The following is a 21,014-nucleotide window of genomic DNA, read 5'->3' on the forward strand; positions in this document are numbered from 1 at the left end:
GGTTTCGGGGTGGGGGGTGGGATGGGGAAGGATATGGGCCGACGGGGCGGTGGATGCTCGTCGGTTTGTTGTCGGTAGAGGGGAATCGGACAGTGGTCGTGCAGTCGGTCGAGCAGCGGATCGCCGGGGAACTGGAGGTCGGCGAGAACCAGGTGCGGGCAGCGGTGACGCTGCTGGACGAAGGGTCGACGGTCCCGTTCATCGCGCGGTACCGCAAAGAGGTCACCGGGATGCTCGACGACGCGCAGTTGCGCACGATCGAGGAACGCCTGCGCTACCTGCGTGAGCTGGAGGAACGCCGCCAGACCGTGCTCGAGTCGATCGAGAGCCAGGGCAAGCTGGACGACGCGCTGAAGGCCTCGATCCTCGCGGCCGACACCAAGTCCCGGCTCGAGGACATCTACCTGCCGTTCAAGCCGAAGCGGCGGACCAAGGCGATGATCGCCCGGGAGAACGGCCTCGAGCCGCTCGCGGACGGGCTGATGTCCGACCCGGACGTCGAGCCGTTCGCCGCGGCCGCCGTGTTCGTCAACTCGGAGGTCCCGGACCCGCAGGCGGCGCTGGACGGTGCCCGCGCGATCCTGGTCGAGCGGTTCGCCGAGGACGCCGACCTGATCGGCGAGCTGCGTGAGCGGCTGTGGACGCAGGGCCGGCTGGCGTCGGCGGTGCGCGAGGGCAAGGAGACCGAGGGCGCCAAGTTCTCGGACTACTTCGACTTCGACGAGCCCTTCACGAAGATGCCGTCCCACCGGATCCTCGCGATGTTCCGCGGCGAGAAGGAAGACGTGCTGACGCTGACGGTCGAGCCGCTGCCCGCCGGTGTCGAGGCCGACGGCCCGACCGAGTACGAGACCACCGTCGCCCGCAAGGTCGGCGTGGAGAACCAGGGCCGCCCGGCCGACAAGTGGCTGGTCGAGACGGTCCGCTGGGCCTGGCGCACGAAGATCCTGGTCCACCTCGGCATCGACCTGCGGATGCGGCTGCGGCAGATCGCCGAAGACGAGGCGATCCGGGTGTTCGCGGCCAACCTGCGTGACCTGCTGCTGGCTGCTCCGGCCGGCACCCGCGCGACGATGGGCCTCGACCCGGGCTTCCGGACCGGCGTGAAGGTCGCCGTCGTCGACGCGACCGGCAAGGTGGTCGACACCGGCGTCATCTACCCGCACGTCCCGCAGAACCAGTGGGACAAGTCGATCGCCACGCTGGCCGCGCTGGCCGCCGCGCACAACGTCGAGCTAATTGCCATCGGCAACGGTACGGCGTCGCGCGAGACGGACAAGCTGGCCGCCGAGCTGATTGCGAAGCACCCCGAGCTCAAGCTCACCAAGGCGGTCGTGTCGGAGGCCGGCGCATCGGTGTACTCGGCGTCGGCGTTCGCCTCCCAGGAACTGCCCGGGATGGACGTGTCGCTGCGCGGCGCGGTCTCGATCGCCCGCCGGCTGCAGGACCCGCTGGCCGAGTTGGTCAAGATCGATCCGAAGTCGATCGGCGTCGGGCAGTACCAGCACGACCTGGCCGAGAACTCGCTGTCCCGTTCGCTCGACGCGGTGGTCGAGGACTGTGTGAACGCGGTCGGCGTCGACCTCAACACCGCGTCGGCGCCGCTGCTGACCCGCGTCTCCGGCATCACCCCGGGGCTGGCCGACAACATCGTCCTGCACCGCGACCAGAACGGGCCGTTCACGTCCCGCACGGCGCTGAAGGAGGTGCCGCGGCTCGGGCCGAAGGCCTTCGAGCAGGCGGCCGGATTCCTCCGGATCCCCGACGGCGACGACCCGCTGGACGCGTCCAGCGTGCACCCCGAGGCCTACCCCGTCGTACGCCGGATCCTGGACGCGACCGGGACCGACGTGAAGTCGCTGATCGGGTCGTCCGACCTGAAGCGGCTGAAGGCGGCGGACTTCGTCGACGACATGTTCGGGCTGCCGACGGTGACGGACATCCTGGCCGAGTTGGAGAAGCCCGGGCGCGACCCGCGGCCGGCGTTCAAGACCGCGGTGTTCGCCGAGGGCGTCGACAAGATCGCCGACCTGAAGCCGGGGATGCGGCTGGAGGGCCAGGTCACCAACGTGGCCGCGTTCGGTGCGTTCATCGACATCGGTGTACACCAGGACGGGCTGGCCCATGTGTCCGCGCTGTCGAAGAACTACGTCAAGGACCCGCGCGAGGTCGTCAAGCCCGGCGACATCGTCACCGTGAAGGTGCTCGAGGTCGACATCCCCCGCAAGCGGATCTCCCTCACTCTCCGCCTCGACGACGAAGTGGGCAGCGGGCCGCGGACGCCGGGCAACCAGGGCAACCGCGCACCCGGCGGCCAAGGCGGTCGCGGCGGCCAGGGCGGAGGTCGCGGGCAAGGTGGCGGCCAGGGCGGACGTGGACCGGGTGGTCAGAGCGGGCGCGGCGCAGGTGGTGGCCAGGGCGGGCACGGCGCAGGTGGCGGCCAGGGCGGTCGCGGCGGCAATCGCGGTCAGGGCCAGGGTGGCCAGGGCAAGGGCGGAAAGCAGGAAACCCCGATGGACGAGACGTCCCTCGCTGATGCGTTCCGCAAGGCGGGCTTCACCGTCCGCTGAGCTCCCGATGTCGAGGGGTGGCGACCGGCTCCGACGTACCAGCTGAACCTATGAGGAGAGCTGATGCGCGAACTGGCTGTCACCCAGAACATCACGGTGGACGGCGTCGTCGAGGCGGGCGACTGGTTCGCCCCCGCTGACGGCGGGGACGAGGTGCTCGCCGTCCTGCGCGACCAGATGGCCCAGGCGGACGGTTTCCTGACCGGCCGGACGACGTTCGAGCAGATGCGCGGCTTCTGGCCCGCGCAGGTGGACGACACCACCGGAATCACGGAGTACCTGAACACCGTGCAGAAGTACGTCGTCTCGCAGACACTGCAGGAGCCGGCATGGGAGCCGACCACCATCCTGCGTGGCGTCGATGATGTCCGCGGACTGAAGCGATCCGAGGGCACGCAGATCGTCTGCACCGGCAGCATCGCCCTCGCGCACGCGCTGATCGCCGCGGACCTGGTCGACGAGTACCGCCTGTTCGTCTATCCCACGGTCGTCGGCACCGGGCGGCGGCTGTTCCCGGACGGCACCACTCGAGCGCTGCGGCTGACAGCCTGCACATCCTTCGGCAACGGCGTCGCGCAGATGATCTACCGTCGCACCGACTGATCACAGCCTTTTCACGAGCACCGAAAGGTCGGTGCCGTCGGCCCCTTTCTGCCTAGTGTCGATGAAATGACCAGAGCCAAGAGAAGACTGATCATGACCGGAGTGGCCGCGCTCGCCGCGGCCGGGTTCTTCGTGAGCGCTCCGCTGACCGCATCCGCGGGACCGACCAACGAGACCTTCACCACCTACGACGCGTGCGAGGCGCGCGCGGCACAGATCCGGGACGGCTCCACCGGCGCCTGGTGCGAATACGAGTTCCACGCCTGGCCGCTCAGCTTCTACCGCTTGTACGTCAGCGGTGCCTGATCCGCGAGCTCGTAGCCGGCCGCCTCCACCGCAGTTCGGATGGCGGCCGGCTGGAGGGCCTGATCGCTGGTGACGGTGACGGCCTCCGTCGGCAGATCGACCAGCACGGAAACCACACCAGGCAACGTCTTCAGCTCGTCGGTCACGAAGTTCACACAGTGACCGCAGCTCATCCCCAGCACCCGGAACGTCTGCGTGCTCATCGAGCGGTCACATCCCGGGTCGCTTGCGTCGTACGGCGCATCCGGCCGTCGGGCGCGAGTTCCCCGAACAGGTAGACCTCGGTCGAGATCGTCCGGCCCTGTCGCAACCGGGCATGGATCGTGAACCGCGCCGCCAGCCGGTCGGCGGTCCGGATCGCCTCGTGAACGTCGTACTCCCAGGTCAGCAGGTTCTTCCGGATCGGGCGCAGGTGCGCGACGAGCCGCTGCCGGTCCAGCGTGACACCGTCGGCGGTCTGCTCCACGTCGGGCGTGTAGTAGCGATCCACCGCCGCCTCCGCGTCACCGCGCGCCACGACCTCGCGCGTGAACGAGTCGAAGAAGTCCGCGACGAACTCTCGTGCGCTTAACTCTGACATGCTGTCAAACATAAGCGCATCCACTAATCTTGACAAGGTGTCAAACAAAGAGCCGGTACGACGCAGGCGCCGTGCGGACGCGGATCGGAGCCGGACCGCGATCCTGACGGCCGCCATCACGCTGCTGGACGAGCGGCCCGACGCGGGGATGGAAGCCGTCGCTTCGGCCGCCGGCGTCACCCGGCAGACCGTCTACGCCCACTTCGCGTCCCGCGACGTCCTGCTCGACGCCGTCATCGACGAACTCAACCGGGAGACGATGGCGGCGATCGACGCTCTCGATCTCGGCCACGGACCGGCACTGGACACACTGCTCGACCTGATCGACGTCGGCTGGCGGAGCTTCGAGAAACACCCGTTGCTCCTTCACCTTCCTCAGTCCGCCGGCCAGGACGAGCGCCACGATCCGGTGGTGGAACGGCTCGAACGGCTGATCCGCCGCGGTCAGCGCGCCGGCGAGATCACCCGCGACCTCCCGCTCAGCTGGCTGGTCGCGGCACTCATCGCCCTCGGCCACACGGCGGGCGAGGCAGTAGCCGCCAACCGGCTGCCGGCCCGGAAAGCCACCGCCGCCCTCCGAGCCAGCGCCGTACGCCTCCTGCAGCCAGGCTGACGCCGTCAGTTGTGGACGGTCTTCAGCACAGCACCCGCCTTGTCGTACGCCGTGAGCGTGTACTTGCCAGTGCCGTGCGGGTCCGGGTCGAACCAGGACAGTGCGTACCAGCCGTCCTTGACCGTGATGTCATGGACGTTGCGGCTGCCTGCCGGTGCGATCCGGATCCTCGCGATGTTCGAGGCCACTCGCCCGAATCCGTCGTAGTACTTCGTCTCGCACCCGGTGCATCCCTGGTCGTAGCCGATCCCGAACTGCGCGAACCCGTCGTCGAACACCCGCCGTCCGCCGCAACGACGCACTCGACGCTTCGACGAACTCGACGTACTCCTGGTCCCGATCCACCGTCGCCCTCCGCTCTCCCTTGCCCCCTCAGTACGGAGCCGGGAGCCATCGAGGTTGCATCGCGGATCAGCGGAGATCGGCGAGGTGGCCGCCGGGGTCGCCGAGGTGCACGGCGGTGGCCCTGGGCGTGAAGCTGAGGCGGCGGTAGATGCGGTCCGCGCCGTCGTCGCCGGGAGTGAGCCAGGCGAGGGTGGCGCCGCCCAACTCGAAGGACTGCCGGGTCGCGTACGCCGTCGCGATCGCGCCGAGGCCCCGGCGGCGATGACTGTGGATCGTGCCGACACCGGCGATCTCGGTGACGCCGTCCGAGACAGCGCCCCAGGACGCACTCGCCACGGGAACGCCGTCGACGCGCAGCAGGATCCATCCGCCGTCCGCGGGATCGGGCTCGAAGGCGACCGCGGCGTCCTCGGACTCGTAGGCCTCGACGGAAACGGCGTTCGCCTCAGCCTGCTCCTCCTCGGAACTCACCACGGACATGACGACGTCCGACAGGTCGGGTTCCAGAAGGTCGGCCGGCTCCACGACCAGCAGTGGCGGCCGCGAGGCGACCGTCATCCCGTTGGCCTCGAGTACGTCGGCCAGGCCGGGACTGGCCTCCTCGATCAACTCGGCGCTCAGCCACCGTCCCTCGGCCGCGAACGCCCGGCGAATGATCGCCAGCGCCTCCGGTACGGCGTCCTGATCGAAAGGCTCACCGGGTTCGGTGGCGACCATCCCCGACAGGTACCAGGTGTCGTCGTCGTGCAGCAGTCCGGTCAAGGGTCCCGCGACGATCTGCCGCCGCGATGCCGCCCGACCCGCCAACTGCGCCCGCGCGATCCGCGCCCCAATGTCCATGATCGGACCCTACGGTGCGCCCGTCCCACTCGACCCGGTTTCTGCCAGCAGCAGGAGATCCAGCAGCCGGCCGAGATCGGCCTCCGCCGGCGCGCGCCCCAGCGCCCCGGCCAGCGCATCGAGAGTCCGGATCACCTCGGCCCGAACGGCGGGCCGGGATCGGGACTGAGCGGCGGCAAGAGTGTTGACGACCTGCGCGGACCGATCAGACCCGCTCAGCAACTCGGCGCCGATCGAGGGCGGCTCCACCAGCGGCTCGTCGGCGATGCCGACCTCGAGCCGGGCACCCAGAGCGGTGGCCAGCCGGTCGAGCGCGGAGACCGTGGGATTGCCGCGACCGTTCTCCAGGTTGGCGATGTACGGCACGGACAGACCGGCGTCGACGGCGACCGACGCGATCGTGCGGCCGGCCGCCTTGCGACGCTCACGGAGGACTTCACCCAGTTCCACGCCCGCCACTCTATTCCCAGGGGACATATTCTGAGAAAACACTCTTGCTTGAATCTATCTTCACAAGATAGCGTCTCGCTCCATGAGGACTCTGGGGAACCGTGATTTCCGCCGACTGTGGATCAGCGGGGGTGTGTCCGGCATCGGCTCGTGGTTGCTGATCGTCGCCATCCCGTTCTATGTGTTCGACCTGACCGGCTCCACGGTCGCGACTGGCCTCGCGCTCGCCCTGGAGGCACTCCCCGCGCTCGTCCTCGGGCCATGGGCGGGGGCGTTGCTCGACCGCTGGGATCTCACCCGCGCGATGTGGATCGCGGATCTGGTCAGCGCCGCCGCGGTCGCACTGATTCTGTTCGCCGACACGGATCGCCTCTGGCCGATCTATCTGGCGATCCTCGGCGAGAATGTCGCCACGATGGTGTTCCGCCCGGCCTCGCGGGCTTTGCTTCCCGCCGTCGTCGGCACCGGCGACGAACTCGCGGCGGCGAACGCGCTGAATGCCTTCACAGGCAGCGCGATCCGCCTGGCCGCCCCACCGCTCGGCGCCGTTCTCCTCGCCGGTCCCGGCATCAAGTTCGTCCTCGCCGTCGACATCGCCAGCTATCTCGTCTCCGCTGCGGTCATCGCGACGGTCCGCACCCATCGCCACCCGACCACCTCGAGCATCAGCGACAGCCCGCTCGCCGGTTTCCAGTACGTCGCCCGCAACCGAGTACTGCGCGGGATCCTGCTCGGCCAGACGATCTTCCTGACCGCGAACGCCGGCCTGACCGCCCTGCTCGTCCCCTTCACCGTCGACCGCCTGCACGCACCCGGCTATGTGCTCGGCTATCTGATCTCGGGGCTCGGCGCCGGCTATCTGCTCGGTGCGGCCTTGAGCACCAGAGTCCAGACCTGGCTGAGCATCCGCGACATCCTCGCCGTCACCCAGTTCGCGACCGCCGCCGCCTTCTTCGCTCTCTTCAACGCCCCGAACGTCCCTTGGGCGATCGCCGCCGCCGTACTGATCGGCCTCCCGGGCAGCGTGCTGCTGATCACCGCGCAGACCGCGATCCAGCGCACCGCACCACCGGCCGTGCTCGGCCGCATCGGCGCACTCTTCTTCGCGGCGGACTCCTTGGCTCTGCTCGTCGGTGCACTCGCCGCTCCGGCGGTGACACTGCTCCTCGATCTCCCGCTGACCCTCAATCTGCTGGCGGCGTTCGCGGTCCTCGCGGCACCGCTGACGCTGGTCGCCGTACCGCGTCATCCGGCGCATTTCACCCGGACGCATACCGGTGCGTAAGCGGGTGGTCGCAAACGGTCAGCAGGACATCCAACAATTCGACCGGGCTCGAAAAGTGATAGCTGCCAAATCGTTATCGGCACATTCCTGCAACCATTCTTGACAGCCATTCCGGCCCGCTCGGAGAGCCCTTCCCGACGGCTCTGACCAGCGGATTCGAAGGTTTCCCTACTCTGCGTTAGGTGTCTGTAAAGGTCCCTTCGAAACTGTTCCGGAGGGCACGCGCGGTGAGGTGTTCTTTACTCAGCAGCGGACAAAGCCGTTCGCCGCCACGGATCGACTCACCACGAGGAACGAAGATGACCGAGACGCTCGAATCCCCCGCCTCGCACCGCCGGGTGCGGGTCTGGTTCGGCGCTCACCCGATCGCGGACCACACGGCCGCGGTGGAGCAGGCAGCGCAGTACGAGGAAGCAATGCGGCGGCGGTTCGCGTCCCTCCGGGTGACCAGCGAGCCGGTGCTGGTCGACAGTACGGCGGAGCCGGGGCGATGACGACCCGGCCGACGCTTCTCGGCTACGTCCGGGCCGACGCGCTCAGTTGCGCGGAGGAGCTGGCCGCGGCGACGGATTCACTCGTCGCCTTCGCCAGTGCCGAGGGATACACCCTCGGGACGGTCTACACCGAGCGCGACGCGGCCGAGTCCACCGCCTTTCACGCACTGCTCGAAGAGGTGAAGCGGTCCGGCGTCCACGCGGTCGTCGTACCGACGATGAACCACCTCGGCACGGTCGGCACTCCGGCGGCGACGCAGCAACACCTCGAGTTCCACCAGGCACATGTCTGGGCGGCCGACTCGAGATAACTCCACACAGGCAAGCGGAGCTGACGTCTTGACCCCTGCATCGGCGTCGGTTCCGCTCTCCACCTCCACAGCTGCACCGGGAATGCCCGGGCGGTAGTGGACCACCAAGGCCCCACCGGCTGCTACCGGTGGGGCCTTGTCGATGGTCGGCCCGATCAGGCGACGATCGTGTAGCCGTAGCGCTTCATCAGGTCGGCGACGGCCGGGTAGAAGGTCGCGGTGGGATGGATTCTCCGCGGCCTCGGCCATCGCCACGGTCCGCTTGTTCAACTGCTTGCCGCGCCAGACGATCCTTGCCTCAGGCATCGTCTTCCTCACTGGCCGGGCCGAGGATCAGGTCCGCGTCCTCCGCGGCCCCGAGCGCCTCGAGCCGATCCAGGTCGGCGTCGCTCAACTCGTCGTCGAAGAGCTCTGACATGGTGCTGTGTCCTTCCCCCGGACGTTCCGCGACCGGGCGGCGCGCGGAACTCGCCGTACAGCGTAGGCGGCGGTGGGGTCGGTTCCTGCGGCCGAAGGTTTGAAGAACGTGAAGTTTCGGCACGGCCGCGTGCCTCGACGTGTGCGTACGGCGGAGATGGGGTACCTGTAGGTGGTCCCGCGGTTCGGTCAGCGCCATTCGGGCATGGGTGGAGTTCACCGAGCCGCGAGTTCTCCCACTGAGGGGCGGGAGAACGACCGGCCCCGGCGGGCGTGCTCCCAGGCGCGCCCGCCGAGTCGGAGCCCTCAGAGAGCCGATGCGACGAACAGGTAGCGGTTCAGACTGAAGAAGTAGCCTGCGCCGAGCGAGCGCAGGTCATCGGCCCATGCCTGGGCCTCCTCGGCCGTGACCTCACCATGACCGGGCACGAAGTCGCCGACGATGTCGATCAGGCCGGCGCTGTAGGTGTGCTGGTCGTACCCCGCGTTCAGGATCGGCACCACCTGCCGGTGGGTGACGGTGAAACCGGCCTTGTCCAGTACGCCGGCCAGCGTCCGGGGCAGATGCGGATCCGCGAGATGGTCCTCGAACGCCGTCAGCACCCGGCCCATCCGGACGTCGTCGGTCGACCGCCACACCACCGAACCCCAGTCGGTGTCCAGCAGGACGACGCGGCCCGCGGGACGCAGCACGCGGCGTACCTCGTCCAAGGCGCTCGGGACTTCGTCGATGTACTCGAAGACCTGGGTGGAGACGACCACGTCGAAGCTTTCCGAGGCGTGCGGGATCCGGTCCGCGGGCGCCAGTTCGAGTTCGATCCCTGGCCCGCCGGGCACCTCGGCGCGAGCGCGAGCGATCGCGAGCATGCTGTCGCTGATGTCGATCCCGCAGATCCGCCCGCTCGGCCCGACCTCGGCCGCCATCTCCTCGGCCAGGAGCCCCGGCCCGACGCCGACGTCCAGCACCCGGTCTCCCGGCCGCAGGGCCAGCGCGGTCCGCACCACCCGTCGCTGCTCGATTACGTCCGGAGTCGTGTACATCGTCTCCATCTGCCGCGACACTTCAGGATCGAACTGCAACCCGTTCACGCCGGTCTCTCCGCCCATACCTTCATCATCAACCGCGACCTGCCATCGCGGGGAGACTCCACGCGGTACGTAATTCGGACGCGCTCCAGGTGAGATCGCACTACCTTGGCCGGGTGATCGACGTACCCGAGGGATTCCGGCGGATGCCGCGATGGTGGAGCGACGGCTCGGCGTGGCTGGACGGTCTGGCTCAGGCGGTCGACAAGCAGACCGAGCGGTGGGGCTTGGAGGTCGACGGAGACGTCGCGTACGGCTCGAACGCGCTGGTCGTGCCGGTGACGCGAGGCGGCGAGGAGTTCGTCCTGCGGATGAACCCGCCCGGACCCGAAGTCGAGGAGCAGGCGCGAGCGCTGCGGTGGTGGGACGGGCGCGGGATGGTCATGCTGTACGACGCCGATCTCGACGCCGGTGCGATGCTGCTGGAGCGGTTGTCGACGCCGTTGACGACCCGACCGGTCGCGGAAGCGGTCGCCGTACTGGGACAACTGATGCGGCGGCTCGCGGTGCCGGCACCGGACGATGCGCCGTCGACCGCGGAGATCGTGGCTCGGCGCTCGAGTCAGCTCGAGCCGGAGTGGGAGCGACTCGGTCGGCCGTTCGACGTCGGCATTCTGCGGCAGGCGCTGGACGTGGCACCGAAGCTGGCCGAGACGACGTCCGAGCTCGCGGTCAACGGGGATCTGCATTCGGACCAGGTGCTCGCAGGCAGGCGCGAGCCGTGGCTGACGGTCGATCCGGTGTTGCTGCGCGGCGATATCGAGTACGACCTCGCGCGGGTGCTGTGGACCCGGCTCGACGAGATGGTCGACATCGTTCCGCACTTCGACACGGCTGTCGGCGAGGCCGGCCTGGAGCGCGACCGGGCTCGTGACTGGGTCGTCTTCCGTACGGTCGACTACTGGCTCTGGGGGCTGTCAGTCGGTCTGACCGAGGACCCCGTTCGCTGCGCCCGCCTGGTCGCCGCGTTCTGACCGCCAGATGAACCGGCTGCGCATCATCCGCGGGGTGTCGTTCGCGTTGGTGGCGATCGAGTGCAGGATCCACGGGTGGGTGATGTAGACGTCGCCCGCGCGGCCGGTGAGCTCGACAACGCGCACCGGCAGACCGTCCAGATCGGCCTCGACCATCGGATCTGTCGAGCGATCGGCGCTGGTGAGCGCGCGGAACCACGGATCGGATCGCAGGACCTGGTCGCGGATGGTGGTGAAGTCCCGCTCCGAAGTCGTGGTCAGGTGCCGCGCGATCACGCGGTGGGAGCCTGCCACCTGGGGAGTGCCGCCGCCACCGGGTTCGAGATCACTGAGCAGGGCCCAGATCTTCACCGCCACCAGGTTGTCCGGCGGCAACTCGAACCCGAGGTCCGTGTGCCACTGGCGATGTGGGACTGACCAGGGTTCGCCCGTCGGCATGGTGACGAGCACCTGGCCCTGATGCGGCGGCTTGGTCCACTCACCGAGCAAGGTGTCGAGCGCCGACCGGAGCGGCGGACCGAGGATCGCGTTCGCGACCGGGTTGGTCTTGGTGTTCTTCAGCTTGGTCGGCCGCAGGTTCGTCCAGGTGGAACGATCGTCGCGCTCCATCCCGTGCCGGGTCCGCAGTTCGCTCCACAGAACGCTGCGCATCCGATCGGCATCATCGGCCGAGAACGCGGAGGGAACCTTCACGATCCCGTCCCGCTCAAAAACTTCCAGCTCCTGGGCGTCGAGCATCCCCCCATGCTCCGCCCGACCACCCCACTCCCGCCACCGAATTACCCAAAGCGTTGCCAACAGCAACAACCCGGAAACCTACGGCAAGGTGGTGAGCTCGACCGGAACCACACAGTCCGACGTACGATTCATCCGCTCGACGATCGGGTGCCCTTCGACGGAAGGCATCGTGAAGGACGGCGCTGAGCCGACCGCGAGTGCCACCGCGGCACGCTCCCGCAGGCTCATGATCGTCTCCCAGTCCTGCAACCAGCGCCTGGACGGCAGATCCCCGTCCAAGCGCTCGTTGCCGACTGTGAGCACCTCTTCCACGAAGTCCCAGACCGCCTGGTTCTGCCGCCTGATGGCCGCAACCCGCACCGCGGGAGAGCTCCCCGGCGGTACGACGGCCGCGCGGACCTTGTCCGTCATCGTGGCGCACGCGCTGCTGACCGCCTCTGCCACGACCGGATCGTCGATCTGGTCGATGTGATCGTGATTCATGTACATCCACAGGCCGGTCCCGAACACCGCCAGGACCCCGAGACCGGCCACCGTCGCCCCCGACCAGATCAGGACCTTCGTTCCCCTCCGCACACGGTGAGGTTAGTGGGCGGGGGCGAAGTCGTGGAATCCGATCAGGCGCTGGATGCGGCCGTCCTCGGTCAGGAGGACGATGTCGGTGCCGCCGGCGACGGGCTCCTGGCCGTCGGCCTTGAGGTGCCAGGTCCAGCGCAGGTAGGTGTGGTGCTCGTCGATGTCGTCGATGCGGACGAAGGACAGGCCCGGGAACATCTGCTGGGCGGCGCCGACCAGCTTGTTCAGCTCGTCGTGGCCGTTCGTCTCGAAGCTCGGGTCGACGAACGTCGCGTCCTCGGTCCAGGTCCCCGCGATCAGCTCGGCCCGGCGGTCCGCGTCGGCCTCGTTCCACATCGCGAAGTACTGCTCGGCAAGAGTCGTGCTGGTCATCGTGTTCTCCTCGGTTTCGTTCGGATGACCAGAACCTTGCCGTCGGCCCCGCGCTCCGGTCGATGACGTCGGAGGTAATGGCGCTGTCTCTGCCACCGGTTACGGTCGAACCATGGCAGCGACGATCGAGGAGACGTTCCAGCGTCCGGTGGGCGAGCTTCTGCGCGGCTGGCGGGAACGCCGCCGGCTCAGTCAGCTCGAGCTGGCGAACCGCGTGGAGGTGTCCACCAGGCACGTGAGTTTCGTGGAGACCGGCCGGTCCAAACCGAGCCGCGAGATGGTGCTGCGGCTGGCCGAGCATCTCGACGTACCGCTGCGGGACCGCAACCAGCTCCTGCTGGCCGGCGGCTACGCACCGATCTACACCGAGTCGTCCTTGCACTCGCCGGCGATGCTCGCGATCCGTACGACGCTTCGCCGCCTGCTCAAGGCGCACGAGCCGTACCCGGCGCTCGTGGTCGACCGCTGGTGGAACATCGTCGAGGCCAACGCCGGCATCCAGCTGTTCACCACGGACGTCGACGAGAAGTTGCTGCAGGCACCGGTCAACGCCCTGCGACTGACCCTGCACCCGGACGGCCTGGCCCGCCGGATCGGCAACATCGCCGAGGTCCGCGCCGCAGCCCTCGCAAGCCTGCAACGCCAGGTCGCCAGCACCGCCGACCCCGACCTCCAGGACCTGTACGACGAACTCCGCGAGTACGCCGCGAACGACCGGCCGGTCAAACCGGCGACGGCCGAGGTCGTCGTACCGTTCCGGCTCGTGCACAACGGGCACGAACTGTCGCTGCTGACGATGATCGCGACCTTCGGGACGCCACTCGACGTCACGGTGTCCGAGCTGATGATCGAGTCGTTCTACCCGGCCGACGACCAGACCGCCGACTACCTGCGGACGCTGGCGTGAACGAACCACCACCCATCTGCGAGGGCGACACCATCGAGCTGCAGCTCGGCTGGCTCGACTACTACCGCGGCGTCGTCGAGACCAAGCTGACGGGACTGAGCGACGCCGACCTGAGGTCGAGCCGGCTGCCGTCCGGCTGGTCGCCGCTCGAACTGCTGCGCCATCTCGTGTACGTCGAGCGACGCTGGCTGCGCTGGGGATTCGCGGGTGAGCAGGTCGACGAGCCGTGGGGCGACTCGGGCGGTGATCCCGAGGGCCGCTGGACGGTCGGCGCGGACGAGAGTCTCGAAGAGCTCCTCGGCAGACTGCGCGAGGGCGGCGCGACGACGCGCCGACTGGTGACCGGCGTCGATCTCTCGACCCTGGGCGCGGCCGGTGGGCGGTTCGGTGAGGCGGACCGCCCGACCGTGAGCTGGATCCTCTTCCACGTCCTGCAGGAGTACGCCCGGCACACCGGCCAACTGGACGTCGTCCGCGAACTCGTTGATGGGGTCACCGGCGAGTAGGTGATTCCGCCCGTCGCCTACTCGCCGGTGTCCCGGCGGGAGCCCTACCGGTCTGAGGAGGGGAGACCGGTGGGGAAGCTCGGCTTCGGGAGGCTCGGCTTCGTGGTCGGGAGCGTCGGCTTGGCCGGCAGGTGGATCGTCGGCTGCTGACCCGGATCGACGGTGACACCGCCGGACACCTTCACCGTCGGAACGGCCGGCTTCGGCAGGGACGGCTTGGTGGTTGGCAGGCTCGGCTTGCCCGGAACGTTCGGCTTCGGGACCGACGGAACCGACGGCTTGCCGTCCGGTACGCCGTTCACGCAGTCAGGCAGGGTCGGGACACCCTTGCCCGGCAGCGACGGCTTGACGCTCGGCAGGGACGGCTTCGCGGGCAACGACGGCTTGCCGCTCGGCAGCGAAGGCTTGGACGTCGGGAGGCTCGGCAAGGCCGGCAGCGACGGCTTCCCGCTCGGCAGCGTCGGCTTCGCAGGCAGCGTCGGCTTGGCGGGCAGGGTCGGCTTGGCGGGCAACGTCGGAAGGCTCGGCTTGCCCGTCGGGAGCGACGGCTTCCCGGTCGGCAGCGAGGGCTTCGTCGTCGGGAGGCCAGGCTTGCCCGGCAGCGACGGCTTGATGCTCGGCAGCGTGGGCTTCGCGGGCAGCGAGGGCTTCACGCTCGGCAGGGACGGCTTCGCGGGCAACGACGGCTTGCCGGTCGGCAAGCTGTTCGGGTCGATGGTCTTGTTCACCGTGACCTTCGGCAGCTCCGGCTTGGCCGGCAGGCAGGTCGGGTCGACCGACGGCACCTGCGGCTGCGCGGTCGGAACCACCACCGGCACCGGCGGCTTGCCGCCGCCGGCCAGCAGGTTCTTCACCGGCGCCGGTCCGCCGACCGCGGCGGACACCGTCGCTACGGTTCCGGCCAGGGCGGTGACGCCCGCCGCGGCCAGTCCCCGGCGGAGCCAGGCCAGCCGCTTGCCGCGCCGCATCAGGTCGGCTGCGTCGGGCTGCCAGGGCTCCAGCTCATAGTCGAGCGCGCTGCGAATCTGCTGCTCGTCACTCATCAGTTTCCTCCAACTCCGGTATCGATCAGGTCGGGTGCCAGACGCAGCTTGGCCAGCGCCCGGGAGGCCGTGCTCTTCACGGTCCCGGCCGCCATACCGAGCAGCTCGGCGGTCTCGGCCTCGGAGAGATCCTGCGAGTAGCGCAGCGCGACGACGGCTCTCTCCCGGACGGTCAGACCTCCGAGGGCCGAGAGCACGGCCTCCCTGGTCTGCACCTCCCCGGCGAAGTCCGCTACCGCTCGCTGGTCCCAATCGTTCTGCACCGGGTCACTGGGTACTTCGTTGTTCCAGCGCCGGCGGGCCTGCGAGAGGAACCGGTTGACCAGTACCCGGCGCACGTAGCGGAGCGGATCACCGCTCAGCCTGTGCCATTTCGGGTACGACCGCATCAACGCCTGCTGCACCAGGTCCTCGGCAGTGTGCCGATCGCCGCACAGCATCTCCGCGAAGCGGAGCAAGGGTGTCGACTGCGCCAACACGAAGCGCTCGAAATCGGCGTCCGCGGTCCGGGTCATCGATTCTCCTCTGCCTCTGTCACACCGGTCCAAACCCCCTGGGTGATCGATCGGGTTCTGTTCTGTCACCAACTCCTTCGAAGAAATTTATTCACGGTCTATACAAGAGTGGCGTTTGTTTGTCACATTGGGTGAGCCGGTCCTCACGACCGGCACACACCTTCACCGCCCCGGAGGTAACCCGCCCATGCGTATCACCCGAAGTGCCAAGCTCGCCGCCGGTCTGGCTGCGACGCTGGCGATCTTTACCGCCACCTTGCCCAGCACGGCCGCCTCGACCGATCCGATCGCCGTCGCGGCCCAACCTGCCGGATCCAGCAACGTCCGGATCGAGGGCAGCCGGATCATCCTCGGCGACGCCCCGGCCACCATCGGCTCCACCGAACTCAGGCAGCGCTCGGGTCTCGCCGAGCTCACCCCGGTCCGCTTCTCCACTGCCACCTCGGCCGTCGTCGTCGGCTACACCTCCTCTACGCCGGACGGTTCGTCGGCGGAGGTCGACGTACGCGCGTGGGTGAAGGACCGGTGGTCGGAGTGGACCTCCGCCAAGGCCGGTACGCCGACCGCGTTGCCCGGTGCCAGCGACCAGGTGCAGTTGCGCATCATCGTGACCGCGCCGCCGACCGGTGCGAACCCGTGGGTCGGCGACCTGACCGTCCAGCCCACCGACAAGGCCGTCCCGAGCGGCATGACCGTCCAGGCTTCGCCGCTGCAGTCGCGCGTCTTCGCCACCCGCGAAGGACTGGTCGGCGGTACGACGGCCAACGGGCACGTCATCATCAGCCGCGACCACTTCGTCGCACTGCCGTCGCGGCGCGGACTGGCCGGCAACGGCTCCGGCACCTACTCGGTCAAGGTCTGTACGGCGTCGCGGTGCGCGTTCGAGCCGGTGTGGGACGTCGGCCCGTGGAACACCAAGGACGACTACTGGAACCCGAGCGCGACCCGGGAGATGTGGAAGGACCTGCCGCAGGGTCGTCCCGAGGCACAGGCGGCGTACCAGAACGGCTACAACGGCGGGAAGGACCAGTTCGGCCGGACGGTCGCCAACCCAGCCGGGATCGACCTGGCCGACGGTGTGTTCTGGGACGCGCTCGCGATGTCGAACAACGGGTTCGTCGACGTGACGTACCTGTGGACAGGTGACGGCGGCCGCGGCACGGTCGCGATCACGTCCGGCTACCTGAACGTGCGCAACTCGCCGAACTCCAGCGGCGCGGTCGTCGGGATGGCGGGCAAGTCCGCGCAGGTGACGGTCGAATGCCAGACCACCGGCCAGAGCGTCACGGGGTCGCAGGGCACCAGCAACGTCTGGCTCCGCGTCCACAGCGGCATGTACGTCGCCAAGGCGTTCATCTCAGCCGGGACGTTCGGAGCCTGCTGAACACCCAGGCCATCACAATCCCGTCCCCGACGCGACCCGCCCCCGTCCGGAGCGCGAGGGGCGGTGATTGTGATGGCCTGGCGGTTCGGGGTTCAGCAGCCGTGGCTGATCTGGGCGCAGGTCTGCTCGCCCCAGACGAGCTTGAAGGTCTTCCCGTTCTTGCCGGTCAGGGTGACCTTGATCTGCCCTGCTGGCGCCGTGCCTTCCTTCCAGGGCGTCGCGGTCTGGTGCTGCATCACCCAGTAGCCGCCCTTGATCACGGCATTCGTGGTCTTGCCGTCGGGGAACGTGTACGCGATCGTCGTGATCCCGGCGGGGAGCAGCCCGGCGGCCCAGTAGTACTCGTACTCCTTGCCCTTGATCGGGATCAGGTTGTTCGCGACGGCGAACGCGTCCGTGCTGGTGGACGCCGTACCGAGCTTCGCGGGCTGCCGGATCGAGCCGTCGCCGCCATGCCGCGCGTACGCCGTGTCGCAGCCGGCCCAGTACTTGCTGTCGGCAAGGATCAGCACACTGCCCGGCGCACCGTCCAGCCGGGCGACGACCTTCGCGGAGCTCCCCGGCCCGTCGACATCCTTCAGCCAGCCCTTGCACGCCGCCACCGGATCGGCCGGCGGTTCCTGGACCTTCGGCGTGGGCACGACCGGCTTGACGCCTGGAGTCTGCAGGATCTGCCGCGGAGCACTCGGCGCGACAGACGGCTGTTCGCTCGGGGTGGCCGGTGGCTTGGCGGTCGGCGAAACCCTTGGCGAAGGAGCGCTTGGGGTAGCGGTCGGCTCGAGGCTTGGCGACGGTGTCGACGCTGTCGACGGCTCGGCGGACGGCGTGGCCGGCCCGCCGCCGGCGACCGTCGTGTCGGTCGACGACTGCCCGTTCCGCGCCATCGCCGTCCCCGCGATCGCGACACCGGCCACCGCCGCGACCGCGAGTCCACTGATCAGGATCCTGGCCACCCGGCCGTTCCGGACCTGTTCCATCATCGTTGCCCTCCACACCACATCGGGGTTTGTCGAGCTGAAGGACGCGGCCTACGGTCCGAAAGGTTCTGCTCAGCAGCCGTGGCTGATCTGGGCGCAGGTCTGCGTGCCCCAGTTGAGCCGGACGTCGTTCAGTACGCCGCCTGTTGCCGAGAGCAACTGAACTCGGACCCGGTCGCCCAGGTCGTGGGCACCCGGCGGGATGCTGGAGACGTGCCGCATCAGCCAGAAGCCGTTGCTGATCTCGGCATCCACGGTCTCGCCGTCCGCGAAGCTGTAGCGCACGGTCGCGACACCGTTCGGCAGCAGTCCGGCCGCCCAGAAGTAGTCCAGCTGCCCGTCCACGGTGTCGACGGTGTTGTTCGCGACCGCGAACGCGTTGTTGTCCTGCACTCCTGGCTTCTTCAGAGTCGCCGGCTTGCGGGCCGACACCTCCGAGCCGTAGGTGCTGTCACACGCCATCCAGTAGCGGCTGTCCGCGATCACGATCGTCCTGCCCGCTTCATCGCTCACTGTTCCTCTGAGCTTCGCCGCGCCACCCGGTCCCGGTTCGCCGTCCGCGGCCGTTCGGCAACTCGCGACGGTCAGCCGGGCCGATGTCCCTGGTGTCTCGGGCACGTGCGGGTTGGCACTCGGGACGGGCACGCGCTTCGTCGACGGGAGCACTGCCGGCGGGCGAGGTGTGACACCGGCGAGCGACGGCGAGTGGGTGGCCGTGGGGTGCGGGGCCGACACCGGTGCGGTCGGTCCGTGGTTCGCGGGCTCGGGGGCCTTGCCCAGGTTGTCACCCCGGACCAGGAAGCCACCGGTGGCGATCGCGATCACCGCGACCGACGCCGCCGCCGCGGTGGCGAGGACGTGAGTCCTGTGGCGACGGCGCGCTCCCGCGATCACCCGGGCCGGATCCAGCGGCTCGATGCTGCCGTCGGGCGCCAGTGCGTCCCGGACCTCGTCCTCGGGCCGCCTGCCCTTCTCGTTCATGCTCGCTCTCCTACATAAGTACCGCTCAGCTCGGGAGCCGCCCGCAACTTGCCGAGCGCCCGCGCGTTCGCGCTCTTGACCGTGCCGACCGCCACCCCGAGGACCGCCGCCGTCTGCCGCTCGGTCAGGTCCTCGACATACCGCAGTACGACGACCGCACGCTCGCGCCGGCTCAGCGTCGACATCGCGGCGCCGATCGCGACCCGTCGGTCGACCGTGCCCGACTGGTCCGCGACGCTCAGGCCGAGGTGCGACTCCAGTTCGGCCGCGTCACCGCTCGGCCGCTCACGCCACGGGCGACGTCGTACCCACGACAGGTGTTGATTGACCACGGCCTGGCGGACGTAGCCGAACGGGTCGGCCATCTCGATCCGGTCCCAGCGCAGGTACGCCTTCTCCAGCGCGGTCTGCACCAGATCCTCGGCCAGCCCGGCATCGCCGCACAGCATCCGCGCGAAGTGGATCAGCCGCGCGGATCTGGCCAGCACGAATGCCGTGAAGTCGTCGTCCCGGTTGCCCGAACCCGGCATACCCTCTCCGTCCTCCGTCCCTCACCCCATCAGGACGCCGTACGCCGCCGAAAGGTTCTGGGAATCTTCCGGCAAAGCAGGGCCGGGCGGCCCCATCGTCAGCGGCGGTCGGCTGCGGAGGTGGAGCGGTCCTGACGTACGCCGGAGAGAGTCGGCGAGGGGACCGGGGAGTCGGGGCGGGACACGTGAGCCGCCGAGCGGCCGGACGGCGGCTCCGACGGCGGCGCGAGGCGCACGGGCGGGAGGGTGTCCGCAGCCAGGCGGACCCGGTTGCGGCCGGCGGCCTTGGCGGCGTACATCGCCCGGTCGGCGCGGAGCAGGAGGTCGTCGACATCGACCCCGTCGGCGGGGTAGACGGCGACGCCGATGGAGATGGTCAGGTGAAAGGTGTCCGGGTCCAGATCGGGGTCGTCGAGAACGCCGGCGCACATCGCGGCCAGTGGACTGGCCGCGACCGCGTTGCGGAGCCGGTCCGCGGTGACTGTCGCCTCGTCGATACCGGTGTCCGGCAGCGCGATCACGAACTCCTCGCCGCCGAACCGGCCGATCACGTCCTTGGCCCGGATCGCACTGCGCAGGATCGTCGCGACCGCGCGCAGGGCCTCGTCACCGACCAGGTGGCCATGCCGGTCGTTGACCTGCTTGAAGTGGTCGATGTCGATCAGCAGCACCGCCATCGGCTCGCGCTGGGTCCGCGCGGTCCGCAGCATCTCCTCGGTACGACGCCGCCACCAGTCGACGCGGCTCAAGTTCGTCTTCGGGTCCGTCTGTGCCTCGGACTCCAACTGGCCGAGCAGCAGGGCCCGCTGCGCGGTGAGGGTGATCGGGATGGCGACGAACGCGAACCACGGGCTGATCAGGCACGCGGCGGCCAGCAGGCAGCCGAGCGTCGCGGCCGTGGCATCGGTGCACAGGTCGTCGATCCCGCCGACGGTCTCGCGCCACGTGCTGCCGGGGATGATCAGTGAGATCGCGAGACCGCAGAGCACGGTGTCCGTCGCGACCAGAGCCAGTGCCCCCGCGACCATGGACACCACGAGTCCGAGACCGCTGTCTCCGGTCAGGTCGCGCGTGGCGGTGAAGGTGGCGTGCGCGGCGCCGACGCCCAGCACGTGGACCGCGGTCGAGAACGCCCAGCGGTACGGGATGCACTTACCGGCCCGGATCCGCCACCAGATCCGGAGCAGGACGGCGACCAGGACCGCCAGCGCCGGGTGCAGGATCAGCGCGGCCGCGATCATCCACGCCGGCGCGAGGTCCTTGTGCAACGCTCCGCCCCGCCGGCGCCGGTTCTCCACGCGGCGCGCACCCTCGACCGAGATCAGCGCGGACACGGTCAGCGCGAACACCAGGTCCACACCGCGCCAACTCGGCAGATCCGTGAACGCCTGGACGGCGTACCCGATGGCCGCGAGGTCGACGAGCACCACAACGACGAACGCCGGGACCGTCAGCGTCCACAGCGCCCAATACCGTACCGCTCGCCTACTCTGCGCAACCATCACCTCACACCGTACGACGAGTAAGCGTCTCGTCCCAATCCGCGACGGCGCGGTGCCGATGACGAGTTGGAAACGATGGCTGCGTCACTGACCATTCAGTCGTTTGATC

Annotated in this window: 26 protein-coding genes; 11 read left to right on the forward strand and 15 right to left on the reverse strand. The window is 69.1% G+C overall.

Features of this window, described 5'->3' with window-relative positions:
- Positions 1–92 precede the first annotated feature (92 nt).
- The 3 genes from ACGFH6_RS38685 (at position 93) to ACGFH6_RS38695 (ending at position 3,479) form a co-directional block, all read left to right on the forward strand.
- A complete protein-coding gene (locus ACGFH6_RS38685; protein ID WP_393394736.1) occupies positions 93–2,570 on the forward strand; it encodes a Tex family protein in 2,478 nt (825 codons plus the stop codon).
- A 63-nt stretch (positions 2,571–2,633) separates the two neighbouring features.
- Positions 2,634–3,173, forward strand: a complete 540-nt coding sequence (locus ACGFH6_RS38690) for a dihydrofolate reductase family protein (RefSeq protein WP_393394739.1) — start codon at positions 2,634–2,636, stop codon at positions 3,171–3,173.
- Positions 3,174–3,239: 66 nt separating this feature from the next.
- Entirely contained in the window at positions 3,240–3,479 is a 240-nt protein-coding gene (locus tag ACGFH6_RS38695; RefSeq protein ID WP_393394742.1) for a hypothetical protein, read from the forward strand.
- Here the strand turns inward: ACGFH6_RS38695 and ACGFH6_RS38700 are convergent.
- The gene (locus ACGFH6_RS38700) at positions 3,452–3,682 is read right to left on the reverse strand and encodes a heavy-metal-associated domain-containing protein (protein WP_393394745.1); all 231 of its coding nucleotides are present in this window, start codon (positions 3,680–3,682) and stop codon (positions 3,452–3,454) included. The two genes, ACGFH6_RS38695 and ACGFH6_RS38700, sit on opposite strands and share 28 nt — an antisense overlap.
- Positions 3,679–4,059, reverse strand: coding sequence for a nuclear transport factor 2 family protein (locus ACGFH6_RS38705; protein WP_393394748.1), 381 nt, complete (start codon positions 4,057–4,059; stop codon positions 3,679–3,681). Before ACGFH6_RS38705 ends, ACGFH6_RS38700 begins: the two co-directional genes overlap by 4 nt.
- Positions 4,060–4,096: 37 nt before the next feature.
- On the opposite strand from ACGFH6_RS38705, the gene ACGFH6_RS38710 reads away from it, so the two are divergent.
- Positions 4,097–4,672, forward strand: coding sequence for a TetR/AcrR family transcriptional regulator (locus ACGFH6_RS38710; RefSeq protein ID WP_393394751.1), 576 nt, complete (start codon positions 4,097–4,099; stop codon positions 4,670–4,672).
- Positions 4,673–4,677: 5 nt separating this feature from the next.
- Here ACGFH6_RS38710 and ACGFH6_RS38715 read toward each other — a convergent pair whose 3' ends face one another.
- The 3 genes from ACGFH6_RS38715 to ACGFH6_RS38725 all read right to left on the reverse strand — a co-directional run bounded on the left by ACGFH6_RS38715 (position 4,678) and on the right by ACGFH6_RS38725 (position 6,307).
- The gene (locus ACGFH6_RS38715) at positions 4,678–4,950 is read right to left on the reverse strand and encodes a hypothetical protein (protein ID WP_393394754.1); all 273 of its coding nucleotides are present in this window, start codon (positions 4,948–4,950) and stop codon (positions 4,678–4,680) included.
- A gap of 133 nt (positions 4,951–5,083) precedes the next feature.
- Positions 5,084–5,857, reverse strand: a complete 774-nt coding sequence (locus ACGFH6_RS38720; protein WP_393394757.1) for a GNAT family N-acetyltransferase — start codon at positions 5,855–5,857, stop codon at positions 5,084–5,086.
- 9 nt (positions 5,858–5,866) lie between these two features.
- A complete protein-coding gene (locus ACGFH6_RS38725) occupies positions 5,867–6,307 on the reverse strand; it encodes a helix-turn-helix domain-containing protein (RefSeq protein WP_393394760.1) in 441 nt (146 codons plus the stop codon).
- 82 nt (positions 6,308–6,389) lie between these two features.
- Between ACGFH6_RS38725 and ACGFH6_RS38730 the strand changes: the two genes are divergently transcribed.
- The 3 genes from ACGFH6_RS38730 (at position 6,390) to ACGFH6_RS38740 (ending at position 8,397) form a co-directional block, all read left to right on the forward strand.
- A complete protein-coding gene (locus ACGFH6_RS38730; RefSeq protein ID WP_393394763.1) occupies positions 6,390–7,592 on the forward strand; it encodes an MFS transporter in 1,203 nt (400 codons plus the stop codon).
- A 299-nt stretch (positions 7,593–7,891) separates the two neighbouring features.
- Entirely contained in the window at positions 7,892–8,086 is a 195-nt protein-coding gene (locus ACGFH6_RS38735; RefSeq protein WP_131365786.1) for a hypothetical protein, read from the forward strand.
- Positions 8,083–8,397, forward strand: coding sequence for a hypothetical protein (locus ACGFH6_RS38740; RefSeq protein ID WP_360436835.1), 315 nt, complete (start codon positions 8,083–8,085; stop codon positions 8,395–8,397). Before ACGFH6_RS38735 ends, ACGFH6_RS38740 begins: the two co-directional genes overlap by 4 nt.
- A 723-nt stretch (positions 8,398–9,120) precedes the next feature.
- On the opposite strand, the gene ACGFH6_RS38745 is transcribed toward ACGFH6_RS38740, so the two are convergent.
- Positions 9,121–9,921, reverse strand: coding sequence for a methyltransferase domain-containing protein (locus ACGFH6_RS38745; RefSeq protein WP_393394768.1), 801 nt, complete (start codon positions 9,919–9,921; stop codon positions 9,121–9,123).
- A 95-nt stretch (positions 9,922–10,016) separates the two neighbouring features.
- Here ACGFH6_RS38745 and ACGFH6_RS38750 point away from each other — a divergent pair, with 95 nt between their 5' ends.
- Positions 10,017–10,874: an aminoglycoside phosphotransferase family protein gene (locus ACGFH6_RS38750; protein ID WP_393394771.1), complete on the forward strand. Its 858-nt coding sequence runs from the start codon at positions 10,017–10,019 to the stop codon at positions 10,872–10,874.
- Here the strand turns inward: ACGFH6_RS38750 and ACGFH6_RS38755 are convergent.
- The 3 genes from ACGFH6_RS38755 to ACGFH6_RS38765 form a co-directional block, all read right to left on the reverse strand.
- Positions 10,818–11,612 (reverse strand): phytanoyl-CoA dioxygenase family protein, encoded by a 795-nt coding sequence (locus ACGFH6_RS38755; RefSeq protein WP_393394774.1) that lies wholly within the window; start codon positions 11,610–11,612, stop codon positions 10,818–10,820. The genes ACGFH6_RS38750 and ACGFH6_RS38755 overlap by 57 nt on opposite strands.
- A 78-nt stretch (positions 11,613–11,690) precedes the next feature.
- Positions 11,691–12,188 (reverse strand): hypothetical protein, encoded by a 498-nt coding sequence (locus ACGFH6_RS38760; RefSeq protein ID WP_393394777.1) that lies wholly within the window; start codon positions 12,186–12,188, stop codon positions 11,691–11,693.
- A gap of 9 nt (positions 12,189–12,197) precedes the next feature.
- Positions 12,198–12,560 (reverse strand): nuclear transport factor 2 family protein, encoded by a 363-nt coding sequence (locus ACGFH6_RS38765; protein ID WP_393394780.1) that lies wholly within the window; start codon positions 12,558–12,560, stop codon positions 12,198–12,200.
- 112 nt (positions 12,561–12,672) lie between these two features.
- On the opposite strand from ACGFH6_RS38765, the gene ACGFH6_RS38770 reads away from it, so the two are divergent.
- Together ACGFH6_RS38770 and ACGFH6_RS38775 are read left to right on the forward strand one after the other, a co-directional pair.
- A complete protein-coding gene (locus tag ACGFH6_RS38770; RefSeq protein WP_393394783.1) occupies positions 12,673–13,467 on the forward strand; it encodes a helix-turn-helix domain-containing protein in 795 nt (264 codons plus the stop codon).
- A complete protein-coding gene (locus ACGFH6_RS38775) occupies positions 13,464–13,973 on the forward strand; it encodes a DinB family protein (RefSeq protein ID WP_393394786.1) in 510 nt (169 codons plus the stop codon). The genes ACGFH6_RS38770 and ACGFH6_RS38775 overlap by 4 nt, the downstream gene beginning before the upstream one ends.
- Before the next feature lie 44 nt (positions 13,974–14,017).
- Here ACGFH6_RS38775 and ACGFH6_RS38780 read toward each other — a convergent pair whose 3' ends face one another.
- On the reverse strand, positions 14,018–15,016 hold the full coding sequence (locus tag ACGFH6_RS38780) for a hypothetical protein (protein WP_393394789.1): 999 nt from the start codon (positions 15,014–15,016) through the stop codon (positions 14,018–14,020).
- Positions 15,016–15,531 (reverse strand): SigE family RNA polymerase sigma factor, encoded by a 516-nt coding sequence (locus ACGFH6_RS38785; protein WP_393394792.1) that lies wholly within the window; start codon positions 15,529–15,531, stop codon positions 15,016–15,018. The genes ACGFH6_RS38780 and ACGFH6_RS38785 overlap by 1 nt, the downstream gene beginning before the upstream one ends.
- Before the next feature lie 187 nt (positions 15,532–15,718).
- Between ACGFH6_RS38785 and ACGFH6_RS38790 the strand changes: the two genes are divergently transcribed.
- Complete coding sequence (locus tag ACGFH6_RS38790; protein WP_393394795.1) at positions 15,719–16,915, forward strand: hypothetical protein; 1,197 nt, start codon at positions 15,719–15,721, stop codon at positions 16,913–16,915.
- 92 nt (positions 16,916–17,007) lie between these two features.
- On the opposite strand, the gene ACGFH6_RS38795 is transcribed toward ACGFH6_RS38790, so the two are convergent.
- From ACGFH6_RS38795 to ACGFH6_RS38810, 4 genes are all read right to left on the reverse strand, one after another.
- Entirely contained in the window at positions 17,008–17,895 is an 888-nt protein-coding gene (locus ACGFH6_RS38795) for a hypothetical protein (RefSeq protein ID WP_393394798.1), read from the reverse strand.
- A gap of 69 nt (positions 17,896–17,964) precedes the next feature.
- Complete coding sequence (locus tag ACGFH6_RS38800) at positions 17,965–18,873, reverse strand: hypothetical protein (protein WP_393394800.1); 909 nt, start codon at positions 18,871–18,873, stop codon at positions 17,965–17,967.
- Complete coding sequence (locus ACGFH6_RS38805; protein WP_131511343.1) at positions 18,870–19,403, reverse strand: SigE family RNA polymerase sigma factor; 534 nt, start codon at positions 19,401–19,403, stop codon at positions 18,870–18,872. Before ACGFH6_RS38805 ends, ACGFH6_RS38800 begins: the two co-directional genes overlap by 4 nt.
- 98 nt (positions 19,404–19,501) lie before the next feature.
- Positions 19,502–20,905, reverse strand: a complete 1,404-nt coding sequence (locus tag ACGFH6_RS38810) for a diguanylate cyclase (RefSeq protein ID WP_393394804.1) — start codon at positions 20,903–20,905, stop codon at positions 19,502–19,504.
- Between the last annotated feature and the right edge of the window lie 109 nt (positions 20,906–21,014).

This window comes from Kribbella sp. NPDC049227 (assembly GCF_043197265.1).
Taxonomy (GTDB): Bacteria; Actinomycetota; Actinomycetes; order Propionibacteriales; family Kribbellaceae; genus Kribbella.